The sequence below is a fragment of the Haloarchaeobius amylolyticus genome (assembly GCF_026616195.1).
Taxonomy (GTDB): domain Archaea; phylum Halobacteriota; class Halobacteria; order Halobacteriales; family Natrialbaceae; genus Haloarchaeobius; species Haloarchaeobius amylolyticus.
Window position 1 is genome coordinate 210,143 of sequence record NZ_JANHDH010000003.1, and the last position, 16,193, is coordinate 226,335.

At 57.1% G+C, this 16,193-nt stretch carries 12 protein-coding genes; 6 read left to right on the top strand and 6 right to left on the bottom strand.

What is annotated here, in order from left to right; translation table 11 throughout:
- Positions 1 to 495: 495 nt before the first annotated feature.
- Genes NOV86_RS18695 through NOV86_RS18705 form a run of 3 tightly spaced genes read left to right on the top strand, consistent with a single transcriptional unit; the run spans position 496 to position 2,648 of the window.
- Positions 496 to 1,512: a Gfo/Idh/MocA family protein gene (locus NOV86_RS18695; RefSeq protein WP_267643303.1), complete on the top strand. Its 1,017-nt coding sequence runs from the start codon at positions 496 to 498 to the stop codon at positions 1,510 to 1,512.
- Positions 1,513 to 1,522: 10 nt separating this feature from the next.
- The gene (locus tag NOV86_RS18700; RefSeq protein ID WP_267643304.1) at positions 1,523 to 2,275 is read left to right on the top strand and encodes a hypothetical protein; all 753 of its coding nucleotides are present in this window, start codon (positions 1,523 to 1,525) and stop codon (positions 2,273 to 2,275) included.
- 52 nt (positions 2,276 to 2,327) lie between these two features.
- Positions 2,328 to 2,648 carry a hypothetical protein gene (locus NOV86_RS18705; protein ID WP_267643306.1) on the top strand — a complete coding sequence of 107 codons (321 nt, stop codon included), beginning with the start codon at positions 2,328 to 2,330 and terminating at the stop codon, positions 2,646 to 2,648.
- 627 nt (positions 2,649 to 3,275) lie between these two features.
- On the opposite strand, the gene NOV86_RS18710 is transcribed toward NOV86_RS18705, so the two are convergent.
- Positions 3,276 to 4,844, bottom strand: a complete 1,569-nt coding sequence (locus NOV86_RS18710; protein WP_267643308.1) for a hypothetical protein — start codon at positions 4,842 to 4,844, stop codon at positions 3,276 to 3,278.
- 476 nt (positions 4,845 to 5,320) lie between these two features.
- Here NOV86_RS18710 and NOV86_RS18715 point away from each other — a divergent pair, with 476 nt between their 5' ends.
- On the top strand, positions 5,321 to 6,934 hold the full coding sequence (locus NOV86_RS18715) for a hypothetical protein (protein WP_267643309.1): 1,614 nt from the start codon (positions 5,321 to 5,323) through the stop codon (positions 6,932 to 6,934).
- Between the two features lie 26 nt (positions 6,935 to 6,960).
- On the opposite strand, the gene NOV86_RS18720 is transcribed toward NOV86_RS18715, so the two are convergent.
- From NOV86_RS18720 to NOV86_RS18740, 5 genes are all read right to left on the bottom strand, one after another.
- Positions 6,961 to 7,557, bottom strand: coding sequence for a hypothetical protein (locus tag NOV86_RS18720; protein WP_267643310.1), 597 nt, complete (start codon positions 7,555 to 7,557; stop codon positions 6,961 to 6,963).
- 33 nt (positions 7,558 to 7,590) lie between these two features.
- Positions 7,591 to 8,607 (bottom strand): PP2C family protein-serine/threonine phosphatase, encoded by a 1,017-nt coding sequence (locus NOV86_RS18725; RefSeq protein ID WP_267643312.1) that lies wholly within the window; start codon positions 8,605 to 8,607, stop codon positions 7,591 to 7,593.
- Positions 8,608 to 8,632: 25 nt separating this feature from the next.
- Positions 8,633 to 9,901 (bottom strand): FHA domain-containing serine/threonine-protein kinase, encoded by a 1,269-nt coding sequence (locus NOV86_RS18730; protein WP_267643313.1) that lies wholly within the window; start codon positions 9,899 to 9,901, stop codon positions 8,633 to 8,635.
- A gap of 48 nt (positions 9,902 to 9,949) precedes the next feature.
- Positions 9,950 to 10,747: a double zinc ribbon domain-containing protein gene (locus NOV86_RS18735; RefSeq protein WP_267643314.1), complete on the bottom strand. Its 798-nt coding sequence runs from the start codon at positions 10,745 to 10,747 to the stop codon at positions 9,950 to 9,952.
- A 102-nt stretch (positions 10,748 to 10,849) separates the two neighbouring features.
- A complete protein-coding gene (locus NOV86_RS18740) occupies positions 10,850 to 12,097 on the bottom strand; it encodes an FHA domain-containing serine/threonine-protein kinase (protein WP_267643315.1) in 1,248 nt (415 codons plus the stop codon).
- A 145-nt stretch (positions 12,098 to 12,242) separates the two neighbouring features.
- On the opposite strand from NOV86_RS18740, the gene NOV86_RS18745 reads away from it, so the two are divergent.
- A complete protein-coding gene (locus NOV86_RS18745) occupies positions 12,243 to 13,457 on the top strand; it encodes a vWA domain-containing protein (protein WP_267643316.1) in 1,215 nt (404 codons plus the stop codon).
- Between the two features lie 291 nt (positions 13,458 to 13,748).
- Positions 13,749 to 16,169, top strand: coding sequence for a tubulin-like doman-containing protein (locus NOV86_RS18750; RefSeq protein WP_464379897.1), 2,421 nt, complete (start codon positions 13,749 to 13,751; stop codon positions 16,167 to 16,169).
- Positions 16,170 to 16,193 lie beyond the last annotated feature (24 nt).

The following is a 16,193-nucleotide window of genomic DNA, read 5'->3' on the forward strand; positions in this document are numbered from 1 at the left end:
GCACCTAGCAACCAAGATATATCAAATAATATTTACTTCAATGGTGGCTCGATGGCTGTGCTCTCGGCCCGGGAGCCTCTCCGAGCGGAACACTGTCACGTTATACCTTGTTCATCTATAGGTTGGAAATCAGTTCAATGGAAGTTATCAGTATCAGAAATTTAGACGGTTAGGTTATCGATTATTCCGGGCATGTTGGTGTCAGAATGAGAGAGCTAGGAAGGCTGATGTCAACAAGATTCAATCGAAATCCCTTTAGAAACAGAATTTGGCTTCGAAAAAGTGCCGCCGAATCTTCTCCACCGTTCAATATTTCTTATATTTCTATCCGTGTCTAACCAAGGGGTATCCAAACCGTATTCGGGCCCCTGTTCTACTCAACAATACTCGACCACCTAATGAGACCTCTCTCGAAGGCTCCCAGAGTCGAGTTCCGGCCTTCGAGCCAGCAAATGTTATAAATACTATTGATTAGAATACCTGAATGTGCTGCAGATGGGAATAACGGGGGCCGGGCGTGCTGCAGAAGCACATTTAGATGCAATCGATGCTGTTGAAGACTGTACGGTGGCTGCGGTCGCATCACCAAGTGGTCCAGAGGACACGATCTCTGCATTCAAGCTTTCTGCAGACTCATACACCGACCACGCTGAAATGTGTGGTCGCGATGACCTAGATGCAGTCCTCATCTGCACCCCGACCCATCTACACGCAGAGCAGATTCAGATAGCGATTCAAAACAATCTTCACATTCTTTGTGAAAAGCCTATCGTACGGGATGCAGAACGCCTTCGGTCATTAGTTTGGCAACTTGAAAAGACGGAATCCGTTTTTCTGCCAGGACATATCCTCCGGTATCAGGAACCATATCTGACACTCAAACAACAACTAGAGAATAAAGAAATCGGGGAACTGTTATCGGTTCATACTCGCCGCCTATCATCATTCCCGGACTGGGGCTCCAGAGACTGGTTCGCTGATTCAGGCAAAAGTGGTGGTGTGTTTTTAGATCTGGCAATCCATGATATCGATTTCATCAATTGGGCTGTCGGAGGTATTCGTTCTGTTGTTGGCTCGAAAGCTGTGGAAGAAGACAAACAACATGGGACGGTTCTTTTGGAGACCCACGATGGCGTCACCTGTACGGTCGAAGCATCTTGGGCTCAACCCGAGAATCGACCGTTTGTTACACAGTTCGAAGCGGTTGGGAGCCAGGGAGTGATGAACTATTCAGATAGCACAATCGGCTTCGAAGGACCGTCGAAGGACGTGGATTCGAGAGAATCATCAGGCAAATCTCAGGAGCGAATCGATTTCTGGACTGATACGGATTCATCGGAACTCTGGAGATGCACAGGTGACGCGTGGGAGAATCAGATGGTCGAGTTCGTCGATTGCATACGGGAAGGGGAGTCACCGAGAACCTCACTCGAAGACGCGATCCAGGCAGTGAAGATAGCGGGTGCAGCCAATGAATCAGTAAAGAAGAACCAGCGGATATTCATCGAGTGAGTTGACCGATATGGACTCAGATTATATCTCGACCCCGGGCGTAATCGACTGGATTTTCTTCTTGTTGTCAGCGACTATTGTTTGGCAGCTGAACCTACCCGGATTCTTCGCCGAGTGGGTGCAAGCTTTTGGAGCTAAACCCGGGTCACCCCTTTATCATGTATTTGTTGATATATTCCCTCCGGTCATCTTGGTCGGGTTGGCATGGGTTTCAGTTTTAATCTATAAGAAGTTACTCTGGCCCAGAATCCCAGAGTCGAACTACAGCAATGGGTGGTGGATTTACGGGTTGACCGCTTATGGCGAGGAAGAAGAACCAATAAAAATTGTAGGCCATTTTTATATTCGACACGAACCAGAGTCGATCTCGATTCCCAATGCAAGAGCGTTCGTCGTCGAGGACGGTGACATCATCAAGGAGCGCGGGTCGTGGTCATCAGATACCATCTGGGTCAACAACCAAACCGTTAAGATACTTTTCAACCTGAGAGCTGTCGACGATTCTGGGCTTCCAGAGAACTATGAGGGTCTCATCGATATGAGCCAGACGATGAGCGACGAAATAATAGGGGGTGCTTCGTACAAGGGCCAGTTCTATGACCTCGACAGGGGCGAAATGGTACTGGGAAATATATATGCCGAGCGTCTTTCAACTGAAAACACATATAACACCGAACAGGTGCTCGATATAATCTCCGAGCACGCACATGACCTTGTGAATCGTAGTCGGCCCAACAACAAGATTGAGACAGAAAAAGTATAAATATAGGAATTCGAATTCGGGAATTTATTGATTTGCAGTTCTAAATTGGACTGTGACAGCCAACCTCCAGGAACTCCGTCTGCCAGGCCACATCCTCGAGATTCTATACGAGACCGACGATGGCCGGCACCTCGACAGGCCGGAGCCGGTGACCGCAGGCAGTGCACCCGACACCGGTGGCGCTATCGCGCCGACCAAGCACGACGGAGTTCATATGGAGGCGACGTTCATCCGAGTGGAGGATGGGTCGGACCTGCAGCTCACCGAGGAACGGGCGTACCACATCGACGATTCGATTCTCGAGGTGTACGAGACCGTCTACGTCCTCTCGTACGACGAGACCAACCAAGAGTCGACGGACAACCTGCAGTAGGATGTCACCGACGCCATCGCTTACCACCTCGTTCCCGTGAACTCTGCCTGATTCGACGGTCGATATCCCGGTTGGTCTGAACTGTTTATCGACGTCCTCCGCTGTGAGAGAATATACAGTGATACCAGACCTCGAGACCAACGACCATGTATGTCGGACACTGTCGGTCCCGACCAACGGTCAGGGTTCGAAGCACATCACTGCAGGAATAGGAGCACCGCCAATCCGCAGAGGCTAAGCAATATCCCCACGAGAACGTGAAGAGACACTAACCCCATGAGCTTCTGTCTCATACTGGCCATATTTCTATTCCTGTGACAAATAATTTCGGCCACGGGTCGGTTCAGGAGATACGGGCGACTCTGGGTGGAAATCGCACAGACATACGACGAGGAACCTCTCGAACTGTGAAGCAGCACCGAGAACCCAGGCTACAGTCGCCCCATCTCCTCGAAGACTGTTCCATGTCGTCCACTCTTGGGTGTCATCGGTACTGGCAGCCGGGTTCCGGCGGATATCTATTCATCGCCTGTTATCATGCTTTCTGCAACCTTCTTCTCCCGTGGAGGAGTTCTCACCGACCGGCGATCCGACCGGTGTGAGACACCGCGATAGTTCGACCCAAGTTCACAGGTCGTGGTACCGGGCGAATCCAAGCAGGCCTCCCGCTCCGAGTCCGATGATGCTGAACGAGACCGAGAAGATCCGATAGCTCTCGGGGACGAACCAGGTGGCTACCGACGAAGCCGCCCCGATGGTCACTAGCAGGAATACCAGGCTGTACCTCCGGATATCATCGAACCTTTGCTCGTATCGCTCGATGTGCGGGATACTCGCCACGACTAGCAGCAACACGGTGACGGTGACCGGTAATCCGACCATGTCCAGTAGTCCTCCCTCCCCCACGACCGCCCTAATCAGCGATTTCAGCTCCGTCGCGCTCCATAGCGTCACCATCTGAAGTATCAGCCCCGACGTGATCCACAGGTTCTCATCGCCGACCTGCTGCAGCGGCTCTTGCAACGTGTACTTCACCGACACGAGACCGCCGATGACGATTGCGGGCCAGACGATTGCAAACACCCATCGCGTACTGTCCAGAAACGTCACGAAGGTTGCCGAGGAAAGAAGGGCGAGAATCGGGAACGCGACGAACCCCCGCACCCTCGGTGCCGGTCGAGAGACGGCCGGAACCGCCCGTCCCTCCCAGGTCTCGAGGAAATACGGAAGCCGCTGGACCTCGCGGAGCCAGACCCAGAGTCCGTGACATCCTGCGAAGAACAGCAGGACCAACACCCCTATCCAGTCCCAGATGATGACCATCGCATCCAGCGACAGCGCCCCGGTGGAGGCTCCGAGCGCGGTCCCTATCATGCCCGACACGGCAGGTGTGAGATTCACAGCGACCAGAAGATAGCCCGCGGTGAGGAACAGGCCCATGAAGCAGTACATGGTCGAGAACGCTCCCTGGGTGCCTCTCGTCGCGTTCCTCACCGTCGAGATGAGAAACCGCTCGATGTCGAAATCGAGTTCCAACAGCCGGTCCCTGTCCTTCCGAAGAGTGCTCTCGGGGATGAAACGCACCGCACTTGCCCAGGCGAGAAACAGCACGTCAGGGACGGGAAACGCGTACACGAGCGTCTGGACCCCGAGCGCTCCCAGGAACATCGGGATCCCCAGCACGAACATCACAGCAAGCAGATAGAACGTCGTCGCGGTATATCCGAGGAGACCGTCGTACGCCAGGTCCGAGGTAATCTCGTCTCTGACCTCTTCCTTTGTTTCCAACGCGAACACGGCCAGCACATCGACCACCCGCCCATCAGGGTTCAGCGGTCGCCAATCGTGAGCCACCATCAGGAACAACAACAGTGACCCACCTCCGATGACCGTCCCGGGTAAGATGATGCTGACGAGGGTCCCGGCAGCCTCTATCACCTGAAGGCCGATTCCGAGGATGACGGCCCCGACAGCGTAGAGAACCCTGAAAAGCGGGTCATCCCGGGGTCGAACATGCAGATACCTGTACGGGAGGTGGCCGAAGGTGTAGAACGCCACGCCGAACATCACCCACGTCGTCAGGAAGCTAACGGAGGTGCCGCCGAAGAGCCCACCGGTTATCGAGAGTAGCGGAGCGATAAGGTCCTCAGGCAGCCGTGCCACGATATCGAGGACCGCGGATGCTCCGAGCAACATCGGCCCCGACCACAGCCACTTCCCCCCTCTGGTTGCCACCATCCTGTCACGACAAACGTATTTCCAGTGTAATATACCTGGGCGTGGTTCCTGCGTTATACACTGATTGTTCCTGCCCTGGGATGGAGACTCGGCCGGTTACGAATTCGTCGATTAGATGGTTGGTGACAGAGGAGATGCTGACCCGCCCCCTCGATGTCGGAAGATTCTGGGGGACGCACCGAATCGGCCTGCAGGAAACGATTCAGCTACTCTGTCAGCAATCGCCGACACCCGGTTCTTACAGCGTATTCGTGGGTCATGGCTCCAAGAGTTAACCAACAAAAGGATGGAAATCACGACCTTGTTGGTAAAACCGATCTTCAGCGCTCATCCCATGCTTCTCCCTCAGGACACTCAGGCAAGGATTCATATATCTCCATATAGATTGACACGTATGTTCGCGGGTTGCGTGTGGGGGCGAGGGGGTTCGTTCGATGGCTGAACAGATGTCCCAACAGCTGACACTCGACAGAATCGAGAACCGCGCAGGTGTATTTCGCGCCGAGATTCGGTTCGATATCCCATCGAATCTGCGGGGACTGACAATCGGCTGCCCCCCGCAGACGACAGTTACCGAGGCCGACGGGTTCAGGACCGATGGCAGACAGCAACTCCGGTGGAACGGCAACCAGACCTCTCCAACTGCGACGATGCGTGTCGAGGTCGCCGATGGACGTGCGGGATTCGTCTCGGCGCATGTCGACACGGGCGCGTGGGCCATCGTCGAAGCACCCAGTGTCCTCAGTCGATGGCGCTTCGTCGGTGAACAGCCGGACTACCAGCGGTCGGTCACCGTCAGCGGAGATGGAGTGTCAAGTTCGGATGGGGCGTTGGTCTATCTGGGACCGCACGAGGAACATCGTCACACGGACGGAGAGCAGCTATTGAGACTGGTCGTTCCAGAGTCAGCAGAACTGCAGGAGAACCCGCGTGACATCCTGGATGCGATGGCTACCGTGGGTAGCGCTCTCCGTGTCGGTGAGGCCGACCGTGAGGTCGTCGCCATCGCCGCCCCGACACGCCCAGTGAACTGGGGTCCCGGCGGTCTACAGGCCGGAGCCAATGGGTTCTGGGTTCGTGATACCGCTCGTCTCGACTCTCCGAACACCACCTGGCTCCACGAGTACGTCCATACACGCCAGAACTTCGAGACGACATCCCAGACCCGGTGGCTCGTCGAGGCGACCGCGGTTTATCTGGCCACCTACCACTCCTTCGTCCGTGGTGATATCGGTGAGCGCCCGTACTACGCACTCGTCAACGGGGACCGCTGTGCAGACGCTGTTCTGGGGCAGCCGCACTCGTGGTCCACCCCGTACGTTCCCTACAGCAAAGGAGCGAAGGTCGCGGCATGGCTCGACACCAAGATTCGTGCACATAGCACTCGATCGCTGGAGGATGTCCTCTGGGCCGCCAACCTCGCCGACTCGACGCTGGACCTCGAGTCGCTCGAACGATTGACCGCGTCTGCTATCGGTGGCCAGACCGCAGATCCGGAGGTGGACTCTGTCCTCTCGAGACTCCACGACTTCGTCATGACCCGGGAGACACCAGCAGAGTTCCTCCCGGCAGAACTCGAGCAGACGCCGAGTGACCCGACCCGTATCGGGGCCCACGAGGGTGTGACGCTCTCTGACGCTCTGGCAGAGGCGTTCGGAGACGTTCTCGGCACGGAGATAGTCGACGGAAGTGGCAAGGTGGACGAGGGAATGGTCTTCCGATCCGATTCCGCAGACAGTGTCATCAGCGCGAGCGATATCTTCGATGCAGTGGACTCCATCGACGCGGGTGGCATCTCGGTCATCGGTCCGGACGACCGCATCGTGAGCGACGTTGGGGACGGGGAGAACGTCGTGTCGTCGCCGGCCCGTGATGGCGATACCACGTCGGATGAGGGACCCGATATGATATTCACGGGTGAGCAATCTCCTGGTTCGGGAGGTGACCATGCCGATGACACGCTCTGCACGCGCTGTCGACAACCACTTCCCGCGGCAGAGACCCGTGTCTGTCCGAACTGTGGATGGGTCCAAGAACGTGACCAGTGAGTTTCAGCACACGGTGAACAACGGGGTCACTGGCCAGACTCGACACCATCTTCGATCTCTACACCACAGGCCGGGCAATATGTGCAGGCCATCAGCTGGTCCAACGAGGCACCACAATCTGAGCACACTGCACCATCGCCGGTAGCCCTCTCTTTGGCCGGGGGGTCCTCATTCGGTCGATGTAACACTGTCTCCAGTTGACCCTCCGATCCCCTGTGGCTCTCTTCGCCGAAAGGATCGTCCTCACTCAGGGTGAACGGACTCCTGAAGGCACCGGATAGACGACCGACGCCCGCTTCGATTGGGAGGTAATCGAGGGTCACTATCGATCCGAGCGTCACGACGAACACGAGGGTGCTGTGCAACTGGTAGAGGTAGATGGTACCTCCAGCGGCGACCAGAACGAGGAGTCCGAGCCCGGTCCTGATACGACCACCTGCGGTCGGCCAGAGCATGGCGAGCAACTCGAATCCAGAGTACAGACCGACCACGGCCAGTATGGCGGAGTGAGATATCAGGTCTGGTGAGAGGACTCGTCGAACACCCTCGATGGTCGTGATGGCGATGAGAAGTGCAAGAAGCACCCTCGCGACCACGGCCCTGATATCGCTCTGTTCGTTCACGGTTCTCGGCCAGTGGGAGTGTCGTCGACGGTGTCAGGACCCATCGGCGATCGTCTCTCCAGACTCCAGGTCCCGTTCGGTCTCCTCGGAACGTTCGTACGTTCGGACGAGGTCCTCTCGCCCTGCCTGTACCATAGTCTCCTGTCCGGGGTCCGTGAACAGGAGCGTCGAGATGTTGTCGGAGCCACCCCGGTTCACTGCGAGGTTCACCAGGCGTTCTGCAGCGACATCGAGCGTCTCGCTTTCGAGAACACGGGCTGCAATCTCGTCATCTGTGACCACCGATTCACGAATCTCCGCGATGATCGCTTCCTCTTCGTCCCGTTCCCTGAGGTACTTCTGATAGAGTTGACTCGACCGGTCGTACGCGTCGATGAGCCCATCGCTGGCGAACAGGATGATGTCATCCCCGAATATCGGGACGGAGTTCGTCTCGACCTCCACGGTGCTCCCGCCGACCGCACGTGTGATGACGTTGTTGTCGTCATGGACTCGAGCGACCGTCGGGGACAGAGACTCTTCCTCGACGTAGTGTTCGACGACAGAATGATCGCGCGTGACCTGTTCGATAGATTCCCTGCTCTGGTTGATGACATATGCTCTGCTATCTCCCACCCACCCGAGATGAAGACTTCCTCGGGCGTAGACACCGACGACGACGGTCGTCTTGGCATCGTCCGTCAGATCTTGAATCCGGTCATCGGCCATCGCGACCGCGTCCCTGATAGCATCCCGAATCGCCTCCTCCTCCGGTGGATTCGGAAGCTCCGAGCTATCGAGTCCCAGGTCCTTCAGGATGGGATTCCCGCCGCGCCCAAGCTGTACGACGAGGTCTGAGAGTTCCTCGGGAATGATCGTCGTCGCCAGATAGGAGGCGATGTCACCCGCATCGTGCCCGCCCGCACCATCGGCCAGGACGAAGGCACCGACCGATTGCCGCCGTCTGTCACGATGTGTCTCGTCGAACAGCAGTGACGCCACGCTGTCCTCGTTGACGCCCCCCTGGCGCTCTTTCACCTGCCCGATGTCGACCTGGGTCGAGTAGCGCATAGGAAACAGTTGTTTTTCCGATGTTTTAACCTTTTGTCCAGTGGTCCCCCTCGAACCGGAACCCACCACGAGATGCGTCGGTACCCGGGTATATCTGGTCACCCGCTAGCAACATCCGACGTGTCGGAACCGCTCGCTCTATGTCATGGGCCTGCTGTCCCCGAGCACTTAGCAGCAGATGTTGTTCGTCGTTACGGTCCAACAACGTTCCGTTGAGGCTGGTGTCTTCGAGGAACCAGGGGCCCCCTTCACGAACGAAGCGCGCATGCTGGCGGGAGACTCCTGTATCAGAGGGGGGAGATGGGACGGTGACGGCCGAACCACCCACCCGACCAATCGAATCCCCATCCGAGACCTCGTACGTGGTGTCGGATTCCAGCTCGCGGATGACTGCTGTCGCCGCAGGGGGACGCGGGTCGTTCGCCGCCAACGCCTGTCCCAACGCTCCAGCGTGTTCGTACCGTTCGGCCGGATCGGCCGCCGTCGCGCGGAGTATTATCTCGGCCAGCGACGACGAACACTGTATCTCGGGTTGCTCACGCGGATCCTCCCCAGGTGCCTGCGTGATGAATCCGCAGACGAGCAGGAAGAGAATCTTCCCAAGCCCATAGACGTCGGTCCACGGACCAGGAGCGAGAGCCGGGTTCTCTTGTTCCGGTGCCTTACAGCGGTTCTTGTCCGCATCGCCGACCATCGTAATCGGCCCAGGGGCGTGCCCGCACTCGTGACAGGTGGGTTCTGTGGCAGCGTCCTGGGTGACAGACGCCCCACACTCCGAACACTGGAACCGGCATCGTACTGTGTTGAAGTCGACGAGCATCGGTGCCCCGTCATCTGTCACGATGATGTTATCGGGCTTCATATCCCGATATATCAGCCCGAACCGATGGAGGGCCGCGACGCCGGAAGCAAGCTTCACCCCGAACGTTCGTATCGTTTCTTCATCGCCTATGTACGGCGTGTCATCCAGCGTCTCGCCTTCGATGTAGTCGACGACGATGAACGTGGTCCCGTCCGCCGTGAAGTGGTCACGGTATCCAAGTAACGATGGATGGCCCCCCGCCGCAGCCACGGTTCGCAACGCGCGAAGTTCACGGTCGAGATAGACCTCGCTGTCGAGACCGGAGTGACGTGGCCTGGGATACTTCACCACGACGTGTTCGTCCGTGTCGAGCGCCCTGGCTCGATAGACCCGTGAGAATCCACCGACCGCGATGCGCTCTTCGAGCTCGTATGCCTGGTCTCCCTGTCGAAAGATATCCCCTCCCGATGGATGTCCCGGCTCAGCCGTCATTCTATCTCCTCCGCCAGCTTGCTTGCCCCGGAATCGATCCGAGGACCATCACCCGAACCGGACGGTCGCTTCACCGGTCCCTGCGAGGACGAGTTCGTCGCCTTCGTCGAGTTCGTACTCTCGATTCGGGTCCATCGTATCCCCGTTCAGCTCCGTTCCGTTCGCTGATTCGAGGTCGACGACCTGAAAATGCCCCCCTGACTTCTTGAACAGAAGATGCTGGCGGCTGATTCGCATCGCGTCGTTGGTCGACACCCCGTGGTCGTTGAGATGCTGACGGATCTCGGATCCGAGACTCGTCCCGTCCTTCGCCTCCATGGTCCCGGCTCTCTCGAAGTCCAGATACACCGTATCACCGACCGATGGTTTATCCGGCGTGTCGGCTGGGTGCGCACCATCGTCTTCGCTAGAATCCGACCCTGCACCGCCGGGTAGTGACTGCTGGCATTGCGGACAGATGGACATCCGCTCGTCGATGCCCTCGTAGTCACAGTTCGGGCACGCATCGAGAGCCTCAGGTTCATCCTGACTCAGGTCCGCCGTACAGTAGGGACAGGCTGCCCAGTCGGGCTCGACCGGTTCATCACAGGAGGGACAGACCGCTTTGTCGGCTGGACCATCATCGGCGGGACGGTTCTCCTCATCGTTCTTGTCATCCACCTCGGGTTCGTCGACAGGGTCGTCGACGTCGCCGGCGGGATGTCCGGCCGGTGGGCTGTCATCTGAGCCCTCTTCGCTGTCCGCCTGGTCTCGCAGTTCTGGAATCGGGTTTCCGCAGTCCGGACAGAACGGGTCACCATCGTTGGGTTCGATATCGTCCTGACAGAAAGGACAGTGGACCGTCATAACAGCCGGTTCAACTCGTGCCATCAAAACAGTTACGGCGTTGACACCCTCTCCGCGAAGTTCGTCTTCGACCCACCAGACGTCATCACTCCGCCGAAGCGATCAGGTGTGGAAGACGAACTGCTCCCCGTCGTTCGGCCGATGGATTCCGATCTTCGTTCCTTCCTCCAGTACCGAATACTGTGGCGGGGCATCCTCTGCAGGCCCGTCGTACGAATCCTCCGCGATGATCGGCCGCCAGCCACTCCCGTCGTCTATCGCGGTTCCGTTCTTGCTCTGATCGACGATTATCCAGCCCTCGGAGCTGATGTCGAACCGTGCGTGGACTCTCGATATCAGTTTCTCGTCGGTCGGGTCGTCGATCTCGATGGTCGAGTAGGGCCCCGACGAGTTCTTCCGGCCGATGGTATCACCGGGTCCGACAGACAGGCGTCGACCCGTCTCGAGGTTCTCCAGCACTGCTTCCGGCAGGGTCGGGTCTGCGGTCTGGTTCTCGAGGGCTCGCTTCATGATGCTGGCATTCCGATACCGTTCTGTAGGGTCGTGACGCGTCGCCCGAACCACTATCTCACCGAGGAAATTCGGACAGTCGTCGTGGTCCTCCTGCGGGTTCCGCCCAGGTAGCGGTCGTACGAACCCCAGCAGGAGGAAGTTGAGCAACTTCCCGATGGAATAGACGTCCGACCAGGGACCCTGGCGACCCACCGCATTCGCTACCTCTGGAGGCTTGTACTTGCTTTGTCCTCTCGCTCCGGCACGGATAACCGTGCCAGAATCGAGTTCCTCGTTACAGTTCGGACAGTGGTCACTGTCGAGGTTATCGAAGTTGATCGTCTGTCCGCACTCACCACAGCGGGCTCGATGTCTGGCCGTGTTGAAATCGATGAGGACGACACGCCCACTGTCGGTGATCATGATGTTGTCGGGCTTGAGGTCCCGGTAGACCAGCTCTAAATCGTGGATATGGGAGAATATATCGCAGGTCTGGATACCGATATCGACCACCTGGCTGTGATCGCCCATCCCCGCCAGTTCCTCCATCAGTTGCCCATCCACGTACTCGACGGCCATGAATTCAGTTCCCTTCTCGGTGAAGGTCTCATGAAGGGACATGATATTGGGATGTCCACCGGCTTGTTCGATCGCCTGAAGTGAGTTCAGTTCACGCTGGAAGTACTTCTCGATGGCCTGCTGTGACTTACCAGCGTTCGGGTTCGGATGCTTGATTGCGACCACGTCCCCTCGGTCGTTCCGGGCTCGCCAGACCACTGAGAACCCGCCATCGCCGATGCGCTCCACCAGTTCGTACCGGGAGTTCAGGACCTCGCCGGCATCCGGTTCCCACATCATCTGTTGTATTTACAAGATAATCCCAACGACATTACTGTTGTGCCAGTCTGGAAGGAGGCAGGATGCTGCCCGGGTCTCCATGGACACCGAGCAAACCTGTTAGCTCGCCAAAAGTATTAATAATCATTGAACAGTTTCATCCTGCATGGAACTTGAAGCACGGCTGAACAGGCCGTACATCAGTCCGGATGGGGGTGCGGTCTACGGGGAGATCGATGTCGATCCCGACGAGATTCAGGGTCAGGGCGGGAGTTCGACTCGACACATCGCGTTCTGTATCGACGTGAGTACGTCGATGAGCGGCGATCCTCTACACCAGGCGAAACAGGGCTGTTCTTCGGTTCTCACCCAACTGAACCCCGACGACCACGTGAGTATCGTCGCATTCTCGTCGAACGCGGAGGTCATCCTCGAACCAGTCCGGTTTGGTGACACCTCTGCAGGCGAGATCGAGGACTACATCGACGAGCTGGAGGTCCGACAGGCCACCAACATAGAGGACGGTCTTAAACTGGCCCGTAGCACCATCGAAGACCTCGGCGATGCTGGCACTGTCGCGAAGCGCATCCTGCTGCTGTCTGATGGCGAGCCGAATACCGGGATGACCGATGTCGACTCCTTCGGGACTCTGGCGAGCGATTTCGGCGATGCAGGTCTCTCGATAATCTCCGCCGGCTTCGGCACCCACTACGACGAAGACATCATCCGGGTCATCGGAGAGGCCTCACAGGGTGAGTGGGACCACCTCTCGGAGGCGAACCAGATCATGCAGTTCTTCAACGACACCGTCTACGAAGCCGGTGAAGTGTCACTCGCAAATCCGCGGCTCGAACTGGATCTGGATGGCGTTGAGATCAGTCAGGTCTATCGTCGGATGCCGCAGATCCAACAGGTCGACGCTGAGTGGGGTGGAACGGACGTGACCATTAATCTGCCCGACATCCAGAAGGGGAACAAACAGGAGGTCGTTCTACAGATGGACGTCTCCGGTGGCGCACTCGACGAAACCCAGACGATTGCCGATATCACCCTCTACAGCGACGATCAGGTGGTCTCGGAGGACTCCTTCGAGGTCACCTACACCGACGAGCCTGCAAAGTACGGCGAAGAAGAATCTGTCCGTGCAAAGTTCGTCCACGCACAGGGCTTCCAGCAAGGACTCGAAGGCGACACCGCCGTCGCGAGCCAGCTTCTGGACAACCTCGAAGGGACGTTCAACGACCCGCAGGCGAAGGCGATCCTCCGTCGCGGTCAGACGTCCGTGAGCAAGATGGAGGACGCAGACTCGGTCAACGAGCGGCGGTCCGTCGCAGCAACCGAATCACGGACGGGCGAGGCCTCCGACAACTTCATCTACTGACCGTTTCACCCGAGAACGAGAGAGACAAGGTGAGGTGCCGGTTGGAAACCGGTCTCCAACTCGACCCCGCACTGTGACACATCGCTTTGTGGATTAACAGACCGATGGAACGGGTAGTCCCGCTGTGATTCTTCCGAATGGGACAGGTCTCTGCGATTATCTCCATCGACCTACCAAGACCCGTGTAATTCTTACTGATATGGACATAATCATTATCAGTTGTCCCTTCGTTGGGAGACATGACGAATGAGGCCAACAATCTGTATTGGAGTGGGCAAGGCGGGGTGCCGGATGCTGGACGAGATCGAGTCTGTTGTCGAGGAAAACGGAGCACTGGATAACTTCGGCTTCATCGGCATCGACACGAACCAGGACGACCTCTACGAAGAGGCGCCGGACCGAACTCGTCCTATCGAACTCGACGAGCCTTCGGATCAGAAGTGGGAGACACACAAGAACGAGTACAGTTATCTGAATCCTGAATTCACTCTCGGGAACTACCAAGGTGTCAGTCGGAATCGACCACTGGCACGGTACCACATCGACTCGAGCGAGAACTATGCCGACGTCGATGAGAGCCTCGAGGAACATATCTCCGATTTCAAGTCCAGTTTCAGAGATGGTTCCGGGGCAGACCAGATCGATATCTGGGTACTCAACTCGCTCGGTGGGGGCACCGGAAGTGGTTCCTTCCTCCTCATCACGGCGATGGCACGAAATGCGGCCAGCAGAATCCAAGGCGCTTCGTTCTCCATCGGTGGGGTTGGATCACTTCCACGTCTAGACAATCTACCGAATCTGTCGATGCCACCGAAGGCCAGAAGCACCTTCTTCGCCAACGCCTATACCGCGATCCGTGAGCTGCAGGAGGTCAACGATTTTACCAAAACCAACCATTCCTGGAGTTCACCATCGATTCTACTGGAGAACGATGTCTCGCTCGACGATGCCATCGACTGGGACGGGAACCTCTTCGACATGTACTTGATGACCGGATTCAGGGAGTCAGAGAAAGAGGAGTCTTCCGGACAGAACCGTCCCTATCGCCGTCAGATGAACCGTATAGTGGCGAACAGTATCTACTACGTCGCCAACAAGTCGATGGATAACTTCCCCGACACGAACAAGATGAGCGGGGAGAAGCTGTTCGCCGTCAACGGCGTCGAACTCCGGGCTCCGGCTGAGGAAGCCCGCGAGTTCGTCGAACTCCAGTCGAAGATAGACTCCCTCGATACCGACATCGAAGAACTGGACGAGGAGATTACCGGGCACGAGGAGACCATCGACTTCCTGCGCGAGGTCGAACGACTCGACCTACAGCCAGATTCACCACCTACCGCGGAAGATCTTGAACATATAAGTATCGACCTCATCGACCGTATCTACTCCAAGCATACCATCTTCAGCCCGCGAGGGGCATTACAAGATGTCGACGCCGACCCAGAGGTGGACGTCGAAGCCATCGAGAAGGTTCTCGAGGAGAACATCGAGGAGATTCTCGATGATCCAAGTGCGGAGATGCCTGACCCGGAACCGATTCCGGACTTCGACGCCGATGATCCAGAAGAGAACCTCATCCGAGAATTCGATGAGTCGGATATCGTCCAACGGTTCTTCTGTGGTCTGGTCGAACAGTCGGTCGAACAGACCATCATCGAACACGATTTCAAACACCGGGTGAACAAGGTCTGGAACGAATACAATGCGGAGATTCGGGAGCACATGGAGACCCCGGACCAGTTCGAGTACCTGGATAGTCGGAGTGCGGAGGTCAGATGGGAGAGCGAACTCAAGCAGTTCCTCAGTGAACTGGGCCAGCAGAAGAAGTCGGCTTTCGATAACACGATGTGGCCGGTCAAGAGGCTTCGACTGAAAAGAGAGGTCGAGGAGATCAAGACTCATTACAAGAAGATAAACAGTCTCTACGCCGAGTTCGAGAAGTACGAAGCACTTCGGGAGAAATCAGCCCGTTGGAAGGAAGCCGCACGTCAGTCCATCAAGCAGGACGAATCATACATCGACAACGAGGTTATCGAAGATCAACGCGACCAGAAGTCGACGAAGCAGAACAAACTCCGGACCCACAGAGAGAACCTCGGCAGACGTCGCGACCAGATTACCACCCCGAAGCGTGCGGGTGGTGACTACCGTCTGCCACTCAAGGACATCGAGAACCTCGAGCGTTCACACGTCGACGACGACTCCAGTATCGCCTCATTAGTTGCCGATGGGTTCATCGACGAAGCAACCGTGGCGAACGAGCTGAACAGCCTGTTGAACAACGAAGCTGCCCTCTTCGGTGACCCAGTTCAGGACCAGCCACAGCGCGATCCGACCAACACTTCGAAGCTTCTCTGTATCTTGACGCACCCCGATAACCGAGGCACTGAAGAGGTGGACAACCTACTCGACCTCCCGCTCGAAGGTGGGATGGACATCGGGAACAGAATCAACACGGAGGCGGACGAACGGGAAGAGACCATCGCCGTCTCCGAAGGACACTCGATTCGATTCCTCTCGCTGTTTGCACCGCTATCCTTCGAGAACACCAGCGAGTTCGGTGTCATCAACGAGGATTACCTGGACACCACGAAGAACGTCAGTGAGCATCTCGGTCCGGACTGCACCGACGGGGTCGTCATCCGGAAACACGCCTATCCTGAACTCTTCCCTGATGATGACCGGGTTCAGGATTACTACCAGAATAACTAATCGGTAATCCTTTTCTCCCGATCT